At 59.3% G+C, this 18,271-nt stretch carries 19 protein-coding genes; 3 read left to right on the top strand and 16 right to left on the bottom strand.

Translation table 11 applies throughout. The features are described 5' to 3' along the window. Positions 1 to 14: 14 nt before the first annotated feature. Positions 15 to 1,220, bottom strand: a complete 1,206-nt coding sequence (locus KI231_RS09255) for an acetyl-CoA C-acetyltransferase (protein WP_213028045.1) — start codon at positions 1,218 to 1,220, stop codon at positions 15 to 17. A 586-nt stretch (positions 1,221 to 1,806) separates the two neighbouring features. Here KI231_RS09255 and KI231_RS09250 point away from each other — a divergent pair. Further along, positions 1,807 to 2,628, top strand: a complete 822-nt coding sequence (locus KI231_RS09250; protein WP_103303930.1) for a c-type cytochrome — start codon at positions 1,807 to 1,809, stop codon at positions 2,626 to 2,628. Between the two features lie 113 nt (positions 2,629 to 2,741). Here the strand turns inward: KI231_RS09250 and KI231_RS09245 are convergent, their stop codons facing one another. The 10 genes from KI231_RS09245 to KI231_RS09200 all read right to left on the bottom strand — a co-directional run bounded on the left by KI231_RS09245 (position 2,742) and on the right by KI231_RS09200 (position 12,051). Then, entirely contained in the window at positions 2,742 to 3,551 is an 810-nt protein-coding gene (locus KI231_RS09245) for a transglutaminase family protein (protein ID WP_103303813.1), read from the bottom strand. After that, entirely contained in the window at positions 3,548 to 4,498 is a 951-nt protein-coding gene (locus tag KI231_RS09240; protein ID WP_103303812.1) for an alpha-E domain-containing protein, read from the bottom strand. Before KI231_RS09240 ends, KI231_RS09245 begins: the two co-directional genes overlap by 4 nt. Positions 4,499 to 4,510: 12 nt before the next feature. After that, positions 4,511 to 5,920 (bottom strand): circularly permuted type 2 ATP-grasp protein, encoded by a 1,410-nt coding sequence (locus KI231_RS09235; RefSeq protein ID WP_103303811.1) that lies wholly within the window; start codon positions 5,918 to 5,920, stop codon positions 4,511 to 4,513. Positions 5,921 to 6,408: 488 nt separating this feature from the next. Beyond that, complete coding sequence (locus KI231_RS09230) at positions 6,409 to 6,756, bottom strand: ribonuclease E inhibitor RraB (RefSeq protein WP_213028044.1); 348 nt, start codon at positions 6,754 to 6,756, stop codon at positions 6,409 to 6,411. A 210-nt stretch (positions 6,757 to 6,966) separates the two neighbouring features. Then, positions 6,967 to 7,200, bottom strand: coding sequence for a hypothetical protein (locus KI231_RS09225; protein ID WP_103303809.1), 234 nt, complete (start codon positions 7,198 to 7,200; stop codon positions 6,967 to 6,969). Between the two features lie 306 nt (positions 7,201 to 7,506). Continuing rightward, entirely contained in the window at positions 7,507 to 8,382 is an 876-nt protein-coding gene (gene speE, locus KI231_RS09220) for a polyamine aminopropyltransferase (protein WP_103303808.1), read from the bottom strand. Positions 8,383 to 8,620: 238 nt separating this feature from the next. After that, entirely contained in the window at positions 8,621 to 8,812 is a 192-nt protein-coding gene (locus KI231_RS09215) for a PLDc N-terminal domain-containing protein (RefSeq protein ID WP_007914053.1), read from the bottom strand. 71 nt (positions 8,813 to 8,883) lie between these two features. Further along, entirely contained in the window at positions 8,884 to 9,414 is a 531-nt protein-coding gene (locus tag KI231_RS09210; RefSeq protein ID WP_213028043.1) for a hypothetical protein, read from the bottom strand. 182 nt (positions 9,415 to 9,596) lie between these two features. Then, positions 9,597 to 10,115, bottom strand: coding sequence for an ankyrin repeat domain-containing protein (locus KI231_RS09205; RefSeq protein ID WP_103303806.1), 519 nt, complete (start codon positions 10,113 to 10,115; stop codon positions 9,597 to 9,599). A gap of 97 nt (positions 10,116 to 10,212) precedes the next feature. Next, a complete protein-coding gene (locus tag KI231_RS09200) occupies positions 10,213 to 12,051 on the bottom strand; it encodes a long-chain-acyl-CoA synthetase (RefSeq protein WP_213028042.1) in 1,839 nt (612 codons plus the stop codon). Positions 12,052 to 12,433: 382 nt separating this feature from the next. Here KI231_RS09200 and KI231_RS09195 point away from each other — a divergent pair, with 382 nt between their 5' ends. Continuing rightward, positions 12,434 to 12,712, top strand: coding sequence for a DUF3509 domain-containing protein (locus KI231_RS09195; RefSeq protein ID WP_095191301.1), 279 nt, complete (start codon positions 12,434 to 12,436; stop codon positions 12,710 to 12,712). A gap of 185 nt (positions 12,713 to 12,897) precedes the next feature. Here KI231_RS09195 and mtnC read toward each other — a convergent pair whose 3' ends face one another. The 5 genes from mtnC to aroC all read right to left on the bottom strand — a co-directional run bounded on the left by mtnC (position 12,898) and on the right by aroC (position 17,120). Next, complete coding sequence (mtnC, locus tag KI231_RS09190; protein ID WP_213028041.1) at positions 12,898 to 13,581, bottom strand: acireductone synthase; 684 nt, start codon at positions 13,579 to 13,581, stop codon at positions 12,898 to 12,900. 4 nt (positions 13,582 to 13,585) lie between these two features. After that, complete coding sequence (locus tag KI231_RS09185; protein ID WP_007914042.1) at positions 13,586 to 14,131, bottom strand: 1,2-dihydroxy-3-keto-5-methylthiopentene dioxygenase; 546 nt, start codon at positions 14,129 to 14,131, stop codon at positions 13,586 to 13,588. Positions 14,132 to 14,225: 94 nt separating this feature from the next. Continuing rightward, a complete protein-coding gene (locus KI231_RS09180) occupies positions 14,226 to 14,852 on the bottom strand; it encodes a methylthioribulose 1-phosphate dehydratase (protein WP_103303802.1) in 627 nt (208 codons plus the stop codon). Further along, positions 14,849 to 15,994: an MFS transporter gene (locus KI231_RS09175; RefSeq protein WP_213028040.1), complete on the bottom strand. Its 1,146-nt coding sequence runs from the start codon at positions 15,992 to 15,994 to the stop codon at positions 14,849 to 14,851. The genes KI231_RS09180 and KI231_RS09175 overlap by 4 nt, the downstream gene beginning before the upstream one ends. Before the next feature lie 34 nt (positions 15,995 to 16,028). Then, positions 16,029 to 17,120 carry a chorismate synthase gene (gene aroC / locus KI231_RS09170; protein ID WP_213028039.1) on the bottom strand — a complete coding sequence of 364 codons (1,092 nt, stop codon included), beginning with the start codon at positions 17,118 to 17,120 and terminating at the stop codon, positions 16,029 to 16,031. Positions 17,121 to 17,250: 130 nt separating this feature from the next. Between aroC and KI231_RS09165 the strand changes: the two genes are divergently transcribed. Beyond that, positions 17,251 to 18,204 (top strand): alpha/beta hydrolase, encoded by a 954-nt coding sequence (locus tag KI231_RS09165; RefSeq protein WP_213028038.1) that lies wholly within the window; start codon positions 17,251 to 17,253, stop codon positions 18,202 to 18,204. Positions 18,205 to 18,271 lie beyond the last annotated feature (67 nt).

Here is an 18,271-nt window from a genome sequence, read left to right as displayed (position 1 = left end):
CTTGAATTCGGGGCTCAGAGACGTTCGATGATGGTGGCAATGCCCATGCCGCCGCCGACGCACAGCGTCGCCAGGCCATAACGCAGGCGCCGGGTTTCCAGTTCATCGAGCAAGGTGCCGAGGATCGCGCAACCGGTAGCGCCCAGCGGGTGACCCATGGCGATCGAACCGCCGTTGACGTTGACCTTGTCCGGGTCGACCACCATGTCTTTGATGAATTTCAGCACCACTGAAGCAAACGCCTCGTTGACCTCGAACAGGTCGATGTCTTCCACCCGCAGACCGGCCTTCGCCAGCGCTTTGCGGGTAGCCGGCGCCGGACCGGTGAGCATGATCGTCGGATCGGTACTGGTGACTGCCGTGGCAACAATGCGCGCCCGCGGTTGCAGGCCCAATGCTCGCCCCTTGGTCTCGGAGCCGATCAACATCAGCGCCGCACCGTCGACGATGCCGGAACTGTTGCCCGGTGTGTGCACATGGTTGATGCGCTCGACATGGCTGTAAACCCGCAACGCCGTCGCATCGAAGCCCATCTGGCCGATCATTTCGAAGCTCGGTTTGAGCTTGCCCAGACCTTCCAGCGTCGACTCGGCACGAATGAACTCATCGTGATCGAGCAGGATGATGCCGTTCTGATCCCGTACCGGCACCAGCGACCTGTTGAACGAGCCATCGGCCCGCGCCCGCGCCGCTTTCTGCTGCGAGTGCAGCGCGTAGGCATCGACATCTTGACGGCTGAAACCTTCGATTGTGGCGATCAGGTCCGCACCGACGCCCTGCGGGGTGAAGTGGCTGTGCAGGTTGGTCTGCGGATCCAGTGCCCAGGCGCCGCCGTCGCTGCCCATCGGCACCCGCGACATCGACTCGACACCGCCGACCACTATGAGATCTTCGAAGCCTGAGCGCACTTTCATCGCGCCGAGGTTCACCGCTTCCAGACCCGAGGCGCAGAACCGATTGATTTGCACACCCGCGACGCTGACGTCCCAATCGGCGACTTGTACGGCGGTCTTGGCAATGTCCGAGCCTTGATCGCCAATCGGCGTAACACAACCGAGCACCACGTCATCGACCTGACTGGTGTCCAGCGAGGTGCGCTGCTGCAGCGCGGTCAACAGGCCGGCAACCAGATTCACCGGTTTGACGCTGTGCAATGCACCATCGGCCTTGCCTTTGCCACGGGGCGTGCGCAATGCATCGAAAATCAAAGCTTGGGTCATGACGTCCTCTAACCTGTGCGGTGAGTGATTTCTTGTGACTCCACTCTTCGCCTGAGCGGCCATGGATTCAATGACCACAGTGCTCAATGCTGTTGACGCACACGCTCAGACGGACGGTCATCCGCGGCTGGGTGAACCGGTTCAGGTCGGCGAGTTGTCTAGCAAGCGGGCGGCAAAGAAGCTGGCAATACGCCTCATGCCTTTTTTATCGCGATTGACAACGACTCCATATGAAATGGATCTAAGCCAAGCGTGACGCGGGCCCTAAGGTAGAACATGTACGTCATGGTCGTCGGGTTTTGCCGAGGCAGGCGTTCTTTAACAGGAAGTGCAGCGCTTGCCGTCATGGATATGCAGGCAAGCATCAGGAAATAACAATAAAGGCGGTCAAGCCATGTTCAAACAACCGAAAGTTCGTCAAGCAGGACTCATTCTTTTCGCCACGACGCTGTTGTTGATTTTGCCGAACCTGACCAAGGTCATCGGCTGAGTACAAGCGGCAGGTGCTGTTTATCGCCATTGAAAATGTAACTGGCCCGCTACCCGGGCCAGCATGGCTGTGCCAATCTTTGCGCACTTCCACGACATGGACGGCGATCATTTGAAAGCGCTTATTGTATTCGGGGCCTTGCTGCTGAGCATGCCCCTGTCTGCCGCGCAGCTGGATTTGCAGTTGGGCGCAAAGAGTCGCACCTGGCAGACCGAGGAGCTGCTCAAGCATCCTCAGGTGCAAACCCTCACGATCAAGAACGACGTGTCCTACAAGAAGGACATGACTTATCGCGCCGTGCCGCTGGCGGCGTTACTGGATGGAGTCAATCCCGAAGATCATCTGCAGGCCGTGGCGCTGGATGGTTTCGCCGCCGAATTGAGTGCTGCGCCGCTGCTCAACACCCAAGGCTCGCGTGCGTGGCTGGCGATTGAAGATCCGGCCAGGCCATGGCCGCCGCTGTCGGAAGGCAAACACAGCGCCGGGCCGTTTTATCTGGTGTGGACCGATCCACAGATCGGCAAGATCAGCCCGGAGCAGTGGCCGTTCGAAGTCGCCAGCATCAAGCGCATGGCACCAGTGGCCGAGCGCTTCCCTGCTCTGCTGCCCGATCCGGCGTTAAAGGCTGATGACCCGGTGAATCTGGGATTCGCGTTGTTTCAGAAAAACTGCCTGGCGTGTCATCGATTGAATGGCGCGGGAGATGCGCAATTCGGGCCGGATCTGAATATTCCGTATAACCCGACCGAGTATTTCGGCGCGGATTTCCTCAAGCGTTACATTCGTGACCCGCAGAGTTTGCGGCAGTGGCCGCAGGCGAAAATGCCGGGCTTTTCGGCGCAGGTGTTGCCGGATCGGGATCTGCAGATGTTAGTGGGTTATTTGAAACACATGGCCGGGCGCAAGGTTAAGCCCTGATCGTTATCACTGGCCTCATCGCTGGCAAGCCAGCTCCCACAGGGTAAGCGCCGACTTTGAATCAGCGGTGATCTGTGGGAGCTGGCTTGCCAGCGATTGCGGCGTCCCGAATCTTATTGCTGCTGCACGGAGATGACCGGCGCAGGTGTCGGCGAAACGAACACCTTTGCATGCATCTGCTCACACCCGCCGCCCCGGCGCATGCCGCGTACCGGGCAGGCGTCGAGATAATCCAGACCCACCGCCAGTTTCAAATGCCGTTCCGGCCGCGCCAGTTCATTGGTCACGTCGAAGCTGTACCAGGCATCATCCAGCCACGCTTCTGCCCAGGCATGGCTGGCCAGATGTTCGCAATCTTCGCTGTACAGATACCCCGACACATAACGCGATGGAATCCCCAGACTACGCGCGCAGGCCAGAAACGCGTGGGCGTGGTCCTGGCAAACACCCGAGCGTCCGGCAAAAGCCTCAGCCGCGCTGGTGTCGACTTCGGTCGAGCCCGGCGTGTAGGTCATGTGTTGATTCAAGCCGTGCATCAAATCGATCAGCGCCGTGCGGTCACGCCGTTGCTTGCAGGATTTCGCCGCAAACGCGCGCAGAGCTTCGTCTGCTTCGGTCAGCCGGGTGAAACGCAGGAACGGCAGCGCCGACTGACTCTCATGCTCGGCCTCGCGCAACTCGTCGATATCGACCTGCCCCCGGGCGCCAATGATGATCTCTTCATGCGGTTCATCCATGGTCAGCACATGCAGGATGTTGCCGAACGGATCGAGCTGCGCGCGCACCGGGCGTGGCAGGTCGAGCTGCCAGCTCAGCACGTGCTGACGCTCGCTGTCGTGAGGTGTCAGTCGCAGATACTGGATGCTCGCCCGCACCTGATCTTCATAGTGATAGGTGGTCTCGTGGCTTATGGAAAGTCTCATGCAGCCTCCAGGTATGAACTGTGAATGGCGTTGCCCAACTGGCGCACCAGCGGGATGAATTCGGTGAGCCAGGCGTGCAGGCCTTCTTCGAGAATTTCGTGAATGCCGGTGTAGCGCAGGCGTGCGTCCATTTCTGCCGCCAGTCGCTGTGCCGGCCGACCGTTGGCCCCCGGCAACTGTGCGAGGATCTGGTCGATCTCCTCGGTGCAGGCGCGCAAGGAGCGCGGCACATCGGCGCGCAACAGCAGCAGCTCCGCCACATGTCGGGCGCCGGGCGCATCGCGATAAATCTCGGTGTAGGCCTCGAATGACGACAAGGCCCGCAGCAAGGCACTCCACTGGTAATAAGCATGAGCGGTGCCGTCGCTGACCGCTTCGGCCTGATCGCCCGCCATCTCGTAACGGGCATCGAGCAACCGCAGCGTGTTGTCCGCACGTTCGATAAAGGTGCCGAGGCGAATGAAGCGAAACGCATCGTTGCGCATGATCGTGCCGTAAGAGGCACCCCGGAACAGGTGTGAGCGTTCCTTGATCCATTCACAGAAACGACTCATGCCATAGCGGCTCAGCCCCTGTTCGGCGATGCCGCGAATCTCCAGCCACGTGGCGTTGATGTTTTCCCACATATCTGCGGTGATCCGGCCACGCACCGCGTGAGCACTGGCCCGCGCCGCGCCGAGGCAACTGTAGATGCTCGCCGGATTGGCCGCATCCAGAGCGAAGAAATGCAGCAGACGTTCGGCGTGCAAATCGCCGTGGCGCTCCAGGTAATCGTCGAGGGTGCCGGTGATCAACAACGGCATGGCCAATTCGTGCAGACCATCGCCGCGACCGTCCTGCGGCATCAGCGACAGCGAATAACTGACGTCGAGCATCCGTGCGAGGTTTTCCGCCCGCTCCAGGTAACGCGACATCCAATACAGATCCGAGGCAGTTCTACTTAACATGGCAAGCTTCCTTCAATCCTCGACCACCCAGGTGTCCTTGGTTCCGCCGCCCTGAGAGGAATTCACCACCAGGGAGCCTTCGCGCAGGGCGACACGGGTCAAACCGCCGGGCACCACCCGGGTTTCGCGACCGGACAATACGAACGGGCGCAAGTCGATGTGGCGCGGCGCAATGCCGTTTTCGACAAAGGTCGGACAGGTCGACAGCGACAACGTCGGTTGCGCGATGTAAGCGTGCGGCTTGGCTTTGATCCGCTCGCGGAACGCATCGATTTCCGCCGTCGTTGCCGCCGGCCCGACAAGCATCCCGTAACCGCCGGAGCCCTGGGTTTCCTTGACCACCAGATCTGGAAGATTGGCCAGCACATGGGAAAGTTCAGACGGGTTGCGGCATTGCCAGGTCGGCACGTTCTTCAGGATCGGCTCTTCGTCGAGGTAGAAGCGAATCATGTCGGTGACAAACGGATACACCGACTTATCGTCCGCCACGCCGGTACCGATAGCGTTAGCCAACACCACATTGCCGGAGCGGTAGGACGATAGCAGCCCCGGTACGCCGAGCATCGAGTCGGGGTTGAAGGCCAGCGGATCGAGAAACGCATCGTCGAGACGGCGATAGATGACGTCCACCGCTTTCGGGCCGTCAGTGGTGCGCATGAACACTTTGTCGTCACGCACGAACAGATCGGCGCCCTCCACCAGTTCCACACCCATTTCCCGCGCCAGAAACGCGTGTTCGAAGAACGCGCTGTTGAAACGTCCCGGCGTCAGTACCACCACGCTCGGATCGTCGATAGGGCTGGAGCTTTTCAGTGTGTCGAGCAACAGGTTCGGGTAATGGTCGATGGGCGCGATGCGCTGGGCGGCAAACAGCTCAGGGAACAGGCGCATCATCATCTTGCGGTCTTCGAGCATGTAGCTGACGCCGCTAGGCGTGCGCAGATTGTCTTCGAGCACGTAGTAGGTGCCGTCGCCGTCGCGCACCAGATCAACGCCGGAAATATGCGAGTAGATATCGCGGTGCAGATCCAGGCCTTGCATCGCCAACTGGTATTGCTCGTTGGCCAGGACCTGTTCGGCGGGAATGATCCCGGCCTTGATGATGCGTTGCTCGTGATAAAGGTCGGCGAGAAACATGTTCAGCGCCTTGACCCGCTGGATGCAGCCGCGTTCGACGATCCGCCACTCGCTGGCGGGAATGCTCCGCGGAATGGTGTCGAAAGGAATCAGGCGCTCTGTGCCCTGCTCATCGCCGTAGAGCGTGAACGTGATGCCGGCGCGATGGAACAGCAAATCGGCCTCGCGCCGCCGTTGAGCCAGCAGCTCGTCAGGCGTGTCGGCCAGCCATCGGGCGAACTCCCGGTAATGCGGGCGAACCTGGCCGCCGGCATCGTACATCTCATCAAAATAGGTGCGGATCATGCCGTACTCCTTGTCACCCGGACCTACAGGCCTTCGCAAGGCCCGTGCCATCGGCATAAACGCTTTGATTTCAATCGGTTGGATATTCACGCCGCAGGCGCCGCACCATTCCTGTGCGGCAAATGCCCCAACCTGATTGCCCCCGCTTCATTGCGACGCACTGCATCGCCTATCACCAGCATAGTCAGAGTTGATTTCACTGCTCGGCGACGGCTGCGGATAATCCGCGCATTCGCCGCAAAACTTCATCGGCCACCGCGCCGGGAAGTGCCCGGCTCAACTGCTCTGGACTGCCGTCGCAGCCCGCCCCGCTGTAACCCTGACCGGTTTCCTCTCCTTATCGGTCTTCCCTTTTAGCCACCCTCTCCGGTGGCTTTTTTTTGGCCTCGGATTCTTGTTTCAGGGTTTTGCCGCAGCGGTTTTCGAACGCCGGAAACGACAACGGCCAACCCAAAGGTCAGCCGTTGCTTAATAGTTACTGCAAGAGATCAGTTCAGACGGTAGCGATTGCGCACCTCCTGCTTGACGCCCCAGCCCTCGATAATGCCACCCAGCGGTTCGACCACGGCAGAAAACCCCTGCTCGAAATCGCCGATATCGTCATATGTCGCGTACATCACTTTGCTCAACTCCAGAGACCACGCGCCGTCGTCGCGCACGCTGACCTGGGCATTGATGGATTCACCGCGAAACTTGCCTGCCGCCCTGCGCGCCCGCTCCTCGTCCGGGAAAATGGCGTAGAACTCGATGGGATGGAATCGGGAAAAATCGAAACCGCCTTCTTTCATGCGGCGCAGAACATTGCTGCTGATGTCTTCTTGATAGGCTGTGCTCATGAATCGTCCCCCTCGGATAGATGGATAGACTTTCCGTATTCCCGCCCCGGGCCTTTGGCCAAAGTACTACGGCAACGTGGTTGCGCGCGGGAAACAAGCATGTAGCTGACAAGACCAGACCTTAGCGATCCGTTCGCTGATCTCGCTTGCAGAGTAGCCCCAAGATAGAGCCGCTGCCAAGGCCTGGTGCTTCAAGTGACAGGAAGAATTTCAGATTGGAGTGATGCTGCGGATTTCGATGCTGTTCTGGGTTTTCAGGTTTTTCACGCCGGCATCGGCGGTGCGCCCTTCCAGATCGTTCAGATCCAGTTCGGCGGCCACAGGCAGGAGCCGCTCCTTGATCAGTCGCGCGGCCTCATCGTCGCTCGGGCACTCGGCTCGCTCGAAGACCTCATCGACAATTTCACCGTGATCATCCACGAAAGTGACTTTCCACTTTTGCATCGGTGCCTCCTCGATCAAACCCGCAAATGGGCTTACACCTAAATCGACTGGTACGCCGAAAGTTGGTTCAAAAGGATTACAGCGGGCAAAGATGAAAAAAACCTCATCCTGGAGATGCGCCGCGAATTTTGCACACAACCATTGTGGCGAGGGGATTTATCCCCGATGGGATGCGAAGCGTCCCCCAAAACCAGCCAACGCGGTGATCAGGCAGACCGCGCTTGCTGGATTTACGACTGCTGCGCAGCCGGTCGGGGATAAATCCCCTCACCACAGGGGATCCATACACAAATGAAAAATGGGTGATCAGTCGTTGCTTGGTTTGTTGATCGCTTGCAGCACGTACTGCGGCAACGCGAACGCACCGATATGGATTTCCGGGTTGTAGTAGCGAGTGACGATGCCGCTGCCAATGAAGCGCTGTTGCAGGACTTCACGGCTCAGTTTGCGGTAGGCCGGATTGGTCGAACCCCAGGCAAACGTCATCGAACCACCAATGTAGGTCGGTACGGCGGCCTGGTAGAAGTGCCAGTCCGGGAACAGGCTGCGCAGACGACCGGCCGTGGTTTTGACTTCGTCGATCTGCATGAACGGCGTGCCGTTCTGCGTCACGAGGATGCCGCCTTCGTTCAGGCAACGGTGGCAGGCCTGGTAGAAGTTTTCCGAGAACAGCACCTCACCCGGGCCGATCGGGTCGGTGGAGTCGGAGATGATCACGTCGAATTTTTCCGTGGTGGTGGCGACGAAACGCATGCCGTCGTCGATTACCAGGTTCAGACGCGGGTCGTCGTAGGCGCCCTTGGAGTGGTTCGGCAGGAATTCCTTGCACATGTCGACCACAGTGCCGTCAATCTCGACCATGGTGATGTGTTCGACGCCCGCGTGCTTGGTCACTTCGCGCAACATGCCGCCGTCGCCGCCACCGATGATCAGCACGCGCTTGGCGGTGCCGTGAGCGAGGATCGGTACGTGGGTGAGCATTTCGTGGTAGATGAATTCGTCGGCTTCAGTGGTCTGGATCACGCCGTCCAGCGCCATCACACGGCCCATGCGCGGGTTCTGGAAAATCACCAGGTGCTGGTGTTCGGTGCGCACTTCGTGCAGCAGTTTTTCCATGCGAAAACGCTGGCCGTAGCCTTCGTAGAGGGTTTCCAGGTACTCGCTGGTCTTGGTGACGGTCATGGTCAAGTGCTCCGATGAATGCGCGGGCGTCGATCGTGACGACGATTGCCCGGGAAAGGCGCGCATTCTACGTTGCCGAAGATGACAGGTCGAACCTCACTTCATCGGCATACCACATAACCTTGTGCGAACTGGCTTGCCAGCGATGCAGTCGCCCCGGTCTCTCAGTGACACCGCGGTGATGCTATCGCTGGCAAGCCAGCTCCCAAAGGTTTTGTGGTCAGTCTCGAAATCGCGATCAGATTCGGACGTTGCCCCGCGGTCCGGCAATCGCCCAGATGATCAGACCCAGCACTGGCAGGAGGATGATCAGCAGCACCCAGACGATTTTCATCCCGGTGGTCGCGCCGCTTTTCAGCACATTGATGATGGCCCAGATGTCGAGGGCGAGGATGATCAGGCCGATCAAACCGTTGAACGTGGAACCCATGGTGTCGCTCCAGAATAGTGGCATGCACTTTTAGGATAGACGGTCGCGCGCAGGGTTCCCTTTTATTGCGCTCAGACGTGAACGGCAATTTTCAAAGCTTCCAGCGATGGCGCAGCGGCGATGCCGACTTCGGCGCAGAGTTCCAGCACCCGGGGCACGTCGTTGCCATAGACCAGCACCACTTGCAGTTCATCGTCGAGCAACTGACTGAAGTTCATCAGCGTGTAGCCGCCGTTTTCCTTGCTCAGGCTGCTCATCTGCACTTGGATGCGGTTCAGCGCCGTCAGGGCTTCGGTCTTGGCCAGTTGCTTGGGCTTGAGGTTGAAGTCGACGGTCGGACCGAACGAGGCAACGATCTGCGCGAACAGGTCGACGTAGGTATCAGCCTGGAACAGCACGGTTTCCGGCAGGCTACCGACCACTACCCACTCGCCCAACGGGATCGGGAAGGTGTCGTCGTAGTTGATATCCGGGTTGGCTGTCAGAAAAGCGTCGGCATCGGCGTAGGCTTCTGCGGCTTCGTCGGCCACGTTCAGGATCTCGTCCTCGCCCATGCAGCCGGAGCTGATTTTGCTGATGAGTTCAACGAGTGCGGCTTTCATGAGGGCGGATCCTGTGGCGAAGGTGAATTTCGAGGGCGCGAAGGATAGCGCATTCTTCAGCACACCCGACACCTGTGGCGAGGGAGCTTGCTCCCGCTGGGGCGCGAAGCGGCCGCAAAAAAGCTTGCCAGCGCTGCGCACTGGAGCGGGCGCAAGCTCCCTCGCCACAGGGGATCACAATTTCAGGCGAGGAGTTTTTCCAGTTGCGCAGTAGTGTCGACTGCGCCCATGGTCCGTGCCGCATCCAATGCCGTCACGCCATTGGCGTCCTTGGCCTTTGGATCTGCACCTTTGCTGATCAGGTAATCAACGATTGCCACTCGGTTGAACATCGCCGCCATCATCAGCGCGGTTCGACCATCAAACGACGAACCTTCGATCTCGGCTCCCGCCTCGACCAGCGCCTTGACCACTGCCAGGTCGCCCTTGAACGCCGCACCGGCGATCGGGCTCTGGCCGTTGCCGTTGCGCATTTCCGGATCGGCCTTGTGTTTAAGCAGCACCTGGACCGCATCCACATGGCCGTAATAGCTGGCCAACATCAGCAACGTGTCGCCCTTGCTGTTCTTCAAGTTCACCGGCAAACCGGCCGTGACCAGGCGATCAAGCATCTCGGCATCACCGTCACGCGCCTTGTTGAAAACCTGCTCGGTGAATTCGGCAGCTTCTTCAGGGGTCATCTGGCGGCTTTGGTCGGACATGGGGCAACTCCACTTTCGGTCAATCGGAAAGCCGACAGTTTCCCGAGCGAAACTAAAGCTGTCACCCCCTTTTTCTCAAGAACGCCTATAGCCAGAATCAATAACGATGTTTGCCTTGATCGATTTCCGCCAATACTTCATCTGTTACACGTACGTAGGTGTGAGTGCCGGGCAGCCATGCGTAGATCGGATCATCGCCTGTCTGGCCGGGGTCGAAGCCTTCGTTTTTCAGGCGCGTTTTCTGGTATTTGAAGGTGCCGGTGGTTTCCATTTTCACCTTCACCCGCAGGAACAACGGCACGGCATACGCCGGCATGCGTTCACGAATAAACGTCAGCAACTCGGCAAAATCCAGCGTCGCGAGGGATTCCGCCGGCGTGATCGCCGCCATCCCCGCCCTACCATTGGTATTGCGAATTTCTACTCCATAGGCCACCGCCTCGGAGATGTGCGGGTGTTGCAACAAGAGATTTTCGACTTCAGTGGTCGAGACGTTTTCACCCTTCCAGCGGTAGGTGTCGCCGAGTCGATCAACAAATTGCGCGTGGCCGAAACCGATGTTGCGCAACAAGTCGCCAGTGTTGAAAAAGCGATCACCCTTGGTAAACACGTCGTGCAACACGACTTTGGCGGTTTTCTGCGGATCGGTGTAACCATCCAGTGGCGCTTTTTCATCGATTCGCGCCAGCAACAGGCCCTGCTCACCCTTGCCGACCTTGCGCATGAAACCGTCGTCGCTGCGCAGCGGCTCGCCACTGTCATGGTCGTAGGCCACCAACTCCCAGGCCATCAATGAGAAACCGATGGTGTTGTCGAAATTGAGGATGTTGGTGAAACCGATGTTGCCGTCGCTCGCCGCGTACAGCTCACAAATGTGGTCAACGGCGAAGCGCGTCTTGAACTGGGCCCAGGCACCGGGGCGCAGACCGTTGCCAATCATCTTGCGCACGTCGTGACGGCTGTCATCGGCGCTGGCGGGTTGATCGACCAGATAACGGCATAGCTCGCCGACGTAACCGATGGTGGTGGCGCGGTAGCGGCGCACGTCGTTCCAGAACTGGCTGGCGCTGAACTTACGGCGGATCGCGAAACCTGACGCGCCGTTGATCGCCGAGCCCCAGCACACGCAAAGACCGGTGGCGTGGTACAGCGGCAAAGTGCAATAGACGACGTCGTCGGGGCCCATGTTGAGCGCGATCATGCCGAAGCTGGCGGAACTGCGCATCCAGCGGCCGTGCTTGAACACGCCGGCCTTCGGCAGGCCCGTGGTGCCCGAGGTGTAAATGTAGAAACAGGGATCGTCGAAGAATACTTGCCGGCTGCTCGGCGGATTGTCGCTGGCGGCGTCGGCACTGGCACTGATCAGATTGACGTAGCCGTCGGGCGCAATGCCCGGATGGCTGTAAGTGTCCTGATCGGCCACGAACCAGGTACGTTGCGCGGCAATCGACACTTGCTCGCGCACTGCGGCAAACGCGGGCAACAATTCTTCGCCAACCACAATCGCTACCGGCGCAACCAGATTCACACTGTGGATCAGCGTGTCGCGCGTCTGCGAGGTGTTGAGCAAGGCGCTGACCGCTCCGACCTTGGCCAGCGCCAGAATCGTCACCAGCAACTCCGGGCGGTTCTCGATAAACACCGCCACCACGTCGCCCTTGCCGATGCCCTGTCCGCTCAGATAGTGGGCAATACGGTTGGCCCACTGATTGACCTGCGAATAGGTCAGCAGCACATCGCCCTGCAATAACGCCGGGCCTTGGGGATTGCGCAGGGTCGCTTGTTCGAACGTCCAGCCAAGGCCACAGCTTTGGGTCGGATCCGTGACGTTGGCCACCTTCATGCCTTTGACCACCCGCGGGATGGCTTTGGCAATCATCGGCAGTTTGCGGAGCATCATGCCCCAGGTAATCGTGTCGCTTGGCGCGTGACTCATGGAAGCTCCCCGTTCGACCTTGACGTGTGGCCGGTTTTTTTATTGTCGCGCTGAAACTACCGACGCTCGATGAGCGAGGGTCGAGTCCGAAAATACGTCAGCGCTTCTCGGGCTGTACACGCGGTTTTTGCAATGTTTTGTATCCGCAGGCTGAGCGGCGACGGCGAGGATCCTGGCTTTATCAATTGGTTCCGTTTATTCGTCGACGATCCCGCAAAATGCAGGATGCACGATGGCCATTCATGCAGATTGCACGATCTCCTGAATTCCGATGGTTTTTAAGTTGTTGATTTACAACGATTTTATTTTTTTCAAATGCTGGCACAATCGCTGCAACCTCCTCTGCATGCTTGCCATTCAAGTGCATACGGAGCTGAAAAACATGAGCCTGATCCAAGAAAAATTTACCTCCCTGTTCTCCAACTTCGACGTCACCACCGCGCCACGTCCCGATGGCGGGATTCTACTGACCCTGCGCAGCGCCGACGGCAAAGTGTTCAAACGCGCACTCACGTATCAGCAACTGCATGCCGGCGACCAACTGTCGTGGGCGATCAGCGCGATTCGTCGTGACCTGGCCGAACAGGCCAGTGAATTGCCGCAAATTGCCATGCTGCAAAGCCAGCAGCGTTTTGCCCTGCCGACGTATCACTCGCTGTAATTTTTTAACGCTTTAAACAGAACAGGCCGTGGAGCATGCGCTTCACGGCCTGTTTATATTTTGCGGTTAACAAAAAAACCTGTGGGAGCGAGCCTGCTCGCGAAGGAGGTGTGTCAGCCACTGATAAGGTTGGCTGAACGGACGCTTTCGCGAGCAGGCTCGCTCCCACATTTGATCGAGTGAAGCTAGAAGGCTTCCGGTTCGATCCCGGTGAAGCTGTCAACGGTGACATGCGCACCCAGTGCCCCGCCTTCACGGGCCAGACCGCAGGTTTGCAAGCCTGCCGATTGCGCGGCATCAAGTTCTTCGACGATGTCCGACAGGAACAGGATCTGCCCCGCTTCAACACCGATCGCCTGTTGAATATTCGTGTAGGACTGCGCCTCACGCTTGGCTCCCGACGTAGTGTCGAAGTAACCGCTGAACAAAGGCGTCAGATCACCCGCCTCGGAACAGCCAAAAATCAGCTTCTGCGCCTGGATCGAGCCGGACGAGTACACAAACAGTTGATAACCCGCCTGATGCCAGCGTTTCAGCGCTTCAACAGCATCCGGGTAAACATGCCCCTTAAGCTGCCCGGCGTGATAACCCTGCGCCCAGACCATGCCTTGCAAGGCTTTGAGCGGCGTGGCTTTGCGGTCTTCCTCAATCCAGCTCAAGAGAATTTCAACAACCCGTTCAACATCGGCCTGCGGCGCATTGCTGTCGCGGCGCACGGCTTCGAGTTGCTCGGCAACATCGGCGCGTTCGGCGTTCTGCCGTACGAAATCCGGCAGGTGTTTGGCCGCGTAGGGAAACAGCACGTCGAAGACAAAACTCACCGCGCTGGTAGTGCCTTCGATATCGGTGACGATGGCTTTGATCGACATCGTTTCAGTCCTCCAGACGCGGGAAACGACCGGCGATGTCTTCGCCGGTGAAGTTGGCAACCCAGCCTTCCGGGTTGTTGAACAGACGGATTGCGACGAAATGCGGATGCTCACCCATGTCGAACCAATGCTTGGTGCCGGCGGGTACCGAGATCAGATCGTTCTTTTCGCAGAGCACGGCGTAGACGTAGTCGTCGATGTGCAGGGTAAACAGCCCACGGCCGGCGACGAAAAAGCGTACTTCGTCTTCGCCATGCCGGTGTTCCTCAAGGAACTTGGCGCGCAATTCGGCTTTTTGCGGGTGGTCGCTGTTGAGGCTGATGACGTCGACGGTGATGTAACCGCGCTCGGTCATCAATTTGTCGATCTGCTCTTTATAGGCGCTGATCACTTCTTCCTGGGTTGCGCCGGGCTGGATTTTCGCAGCGGCTTGCCAGCGGTCGAAGCGCACGCCCTGCTCGGCCAGGGTCGAGGCGATGTCTTCGAAATGGGTCAGCACCTTGTTCGGAATGTCAGGGCTGGAAACGTGATAGACGGACAGGCTGCTCATTGGGGCAATTCCTCGGTATCGGCCTTGCCGTCCGGTTCTTGCAGACCGGTCGGGCACAGCATTTCATCAGGCAAATGGGCTACTTCTTGTGAAGTCAGCCTTGGCGGTTCATGACGCTGCGGGTTTTCAACTCGCACTCAAACAAAAATTCGAAAGCCTCGATCTGGCGCAGGGCGTCGTTCATCTGCGCGCCCCAGGTATAGAGGCCGTGGCCGCGAATCAGGTAACCGACGCAATCGGGATGGGCGTCGAGCCAAGGCTGCACCTTGGCGGCAAGGCGCGCAATGTCCTGATCGTTGTCGAAAATCGGCACGCGCACCCGCGATTCATGGGTCGAAATACCGCTGAAGGCTTTTTGCAGTTCGTAGTCTTCGAACTCGATAAAGTCTTCTGGGGTGAGGCGCGACAGCACCGTGGCATTCACCGAATGGGTGTGCAGCACCGCACCAATCTCTGGGCGCCAGCTGTACAGTTGGGTGTGCAGCAGGGTTTCGGCGGACGGTTTTTTGCCCGGCTCCAGGCTGTTACCCGACAGATCGGTAGCGAGCACATCGTCCAGACCCAACTGGCCCTTGTGCTTGCCGGACACGGTCAGCAACGCTTCGCTGGCCGACAGGCGCGTCGAGTAGTTGCTGCTGGTGGCCGGCGACCAGCCGCGACCGTAGAGAAAACGCCCGGCGTCGACGATTTGCTGGGCGAGTTGTTCACGCGTAAGGCTCATGGCCTGTCCTCTTGCATACGTGTGGCAATGATAACGGCAGCAGCGAGCGCCGCGAGACTGGCAATACTAAAGGTCAATGTCGCACCGAGGGCATTCCAGCTGTAGCCGGAATACAACGCCCCGAGCGCGCCGCCGGTGCCAGCCAAGGCTGCGTACAGCGCCTGGCCCTGACCTTGCTGGCGTGCGCCGAAACTACGTTGCACGAAGGCGATGGCAGCGGCGTGAAAACTGCCGAAGGTCGCCGCGTGCAGAACCTGCGCGAACAACAGTACCCACAGGAACTCGGCGAACGAACCTAGCAGCAACCAGCGCAGCGCCGCCAGCAGAAAACTCGCCATCAACACCCGGCGCAGGGAAAACCGCGCAAGAATCCGGCTCATCGCCATGAACATCAACACCTCGGCGACGACACCCACGGCCCAGAGCATGCCGATGGTGCCGCGCGTGTAGCCGAGTCGCTCAAGGTGCAAGGTCAGAAAGGTGTAATACGGGCCGTGGCTCATTTGCATCAACGCAACGCAGCCGTAAAACGCCAGCACGCCGGGGCTGCGCAGTTGTTTGAGGAAACCCTCGCCGCTCGGCCGATTGCCTTGCGCAGGTTGGGCGTTCGGCACCCACAGACTGCTGAGGACGATACCGGCCATGATCAGCACCAGCGCCGCCGGGTAGATATCGAGGCTGAGCCATTCGAACAGCCGGCCCAGCGCGACCACGGTGATGATGAAACCGATCGAACCCCACAGACGAATTTGACTGTAACGCGAGGTCTGCCCCTGCAAATGCGCCAGGGTAATGACTTCGAACTGTGGCAGCACTGCGTGCCAGAAGAACGCGTGCAGCGCCATGACCATGGCCAGCCAGGCGTAGGTTTTGCTGACGAAAATCAGCGAGAAGGTCAGCAACGTACACACTGCGCCGAAGCGCACGATGGCCAGGCGTTTGCCGGTGTAGTCGCCGAGCCAGCCCCAGATGTTCGGCGCCACGCAGCGCATCAACATCGGGATTGCGACCAGTTCACCAATGCGCGCGGCGCTGAATCCGAGGTGATCGAAGTACAGCGCCAGAAACGGCGCTGTCGAACCGAGCAAGGCGAAATAGAACAGATAGAAACTGGACAGTCGCCAGTAAGGAAGCGCCGCCACGCCGGTTACGCCGTGACGGCTTTGAGGCCCGCCATCAAAGCTGACCCAGCACCGGCGTGCTCACGCGCACATCGGCGTTCTGGCCACGGTGACGCAGCAGATGATCCATCAGCACGATGGCCATCATCGCTTCGGCAATCGGCGTGGCGCGGATACCGACGCATGGGTCGTGACGACCCTTGGTGATCACGTCGACCGGGTTGCCTTCAACATCAATCGAGCGGCCCGGGGTGGTGATGCTCGACGTTGGCTTCAACGCCAGATGGGCAACGATCGGCTGGCCGGACGAGATGCCACCGAGGATGCCGCCGGCGTTGTTGCTGAGGAAACCTTGCGGGGTCAGCTCATCGCGATGCTCGGTGCCGCGCTGGGCAACGCAGGCGAAACCGGCGCCGATTTCCACGCCTTTGACCGCATTGATGCTCATCAGCGCATGGGCCAGTTCGGCATCGAGACGGTCGAAAATCGGCTCGCCAAGGCCTGGCATCACGCCTTCGGCGACCACGGTGATCTTCGCTCCGACCGAGTCCTGATCACGACGCAACTGATCCATGTAGGCTTCCAGCTCCGGGACCTTGTCCGGATCAGGGCTGAAGAAAGCGTTTTCTTCGACCGAATCCCAGGTCTTGAACGGGATTTCGATCGGGCCGAGCTGGCTCATGTAGCCGCGAATGACGATGCCTTGGCTCGCCAGATATTTCTTGGCAATCGCACCGGCCGCCACACGCATCGCAGTTTCGCGCGCCGAGCTACGGCCGCCGCCACGGTAGTCACGCTCGCCATATTTGTGGTGATAGGTGTAGTCGGCGTGGGCCGGGCGGAACAGATCCTTGATTGCCGAGTAGTCCTTGGACTTCTGGTCGGTGTTGCGGATCAACAGCCCGATCGAGCAACCGGTGGTGCGCCCCTCGAACACGCCGGAGAGGATTTCGACTTCGTCGGCTTCCTGGCGCTGGGTGGTGTGGCGGCTGGTGCCCGGCTTGCGGCGATCAAGGTCGCGCTGCAGGTCTTCGAGGGAAATCTCCAGGCCCGGCGGGCAGCCGTCGACAATGGCGACCAACGCCGGACCATGGCTCTCGCCAGCGGTGGTGACAGTGAACAACTTGCCGTAGGTATTGCCGGACATGCAGGACGCTCCGTGAAATCAAACCCAAATTCGTGATGCGCGCCAGTATACGCAGGCTAACCGAGTAGTTCATCCTCGAACCTTAGTGGTGCTGGCGAGTCCAACCGGCACCTTGGCGAATGATGGCGTGATGATGCTGCGAGTTTTGATCTTGAGTCTTACCCTCTTTACTGGCTTTGCCCAGGCGACAGTCCTACAGCGTCCGGTATCTCTGGATACCGGCACGGGCGAACTTTTCGGTTCGCTGTTGCTGCCAAAATCCGACAACCCGGTGCCGGTTGTCCTGATTATTTCTGGCTCCGGTCCTACGGATCGTGACGGAAACAACCCCGACGGCGGGCGCAATGACAGCCTGAAACGGCTGGCGTGGGTGCTGGCCAAACACAACATCGCCAGCGTGCGTTACGACAAGCGCGGCGTGGCCGCCAGCCTGGCGGCGACACCGGATGAGCGCAATTTGTCGGTCGAAGCCTATGCGGCCGACGCGGTGGCCTGGGGGCAAAAGCTCAAGGCTGATCCGCGTTTCGGCAAACTGATTCTGCTTGGCCACAGTGAAGGCGCACTGATCGCCAGCCTCGCCGCGCCGAAAGTCGATGCGGCGGCAGTGATTTCCTTATCGGGCAGCGCCCGGCCGGTCGATCAGGTAATCCGCGAACAACTGGCGCGCAGCCTGCCGCCACCGTTGATGCTGCGCAGTAATGAATTGCTCGATAGCCTCAAGGCCGGCCACACCGATGACAATGTCCCGCAACCGCTGCAAGTGATTTTCCGCCCGAGCGTCCAGCCGTATCTGATTTCACTATTCCGTCAGGACCCGGCAAAGGCTTTCGCACAACTGAAGATGCCGGCGCTGATCGTTCAAGGCAGTAACGACATTCAGGTCGGCACCGAAGACGCGAGACTGCTCAAGGCTGCCAAACCGGACGCCGAACTGGTGGTGATTGAAGGCATGAACCATGTGATGCGCATCGTGCACAACGACATGAAGCGGCAATTGGCCTCCTACAAGGACCCGAATTTGCCGTTGGCTGCAGAGCTGGGTTCGAAAATCATCGAGTTTATTGACGGACTTCGCACCCGTTAAACGCTGTTTACCCTCTAGTCCTGAAAGAAGCGGCCGATAAGCCTTTGTCGCCAGCGTATCGGCTGGC

It is taken from the genome of Pseudomonas sp. Seg1 (genome assembly GCF_018326005.1).
Lineage (GTDB): Bacteria > Pseudomonadota > Gammaproteobacteria > Pseudomonadales > Pseudomonadaceae > Aquipseudomonas.
The sequence above is the reverse complement of the archived record's forward strand: the minus strand, read 5'-3'. Positions and strand labels throughout refer to the sequence as shown.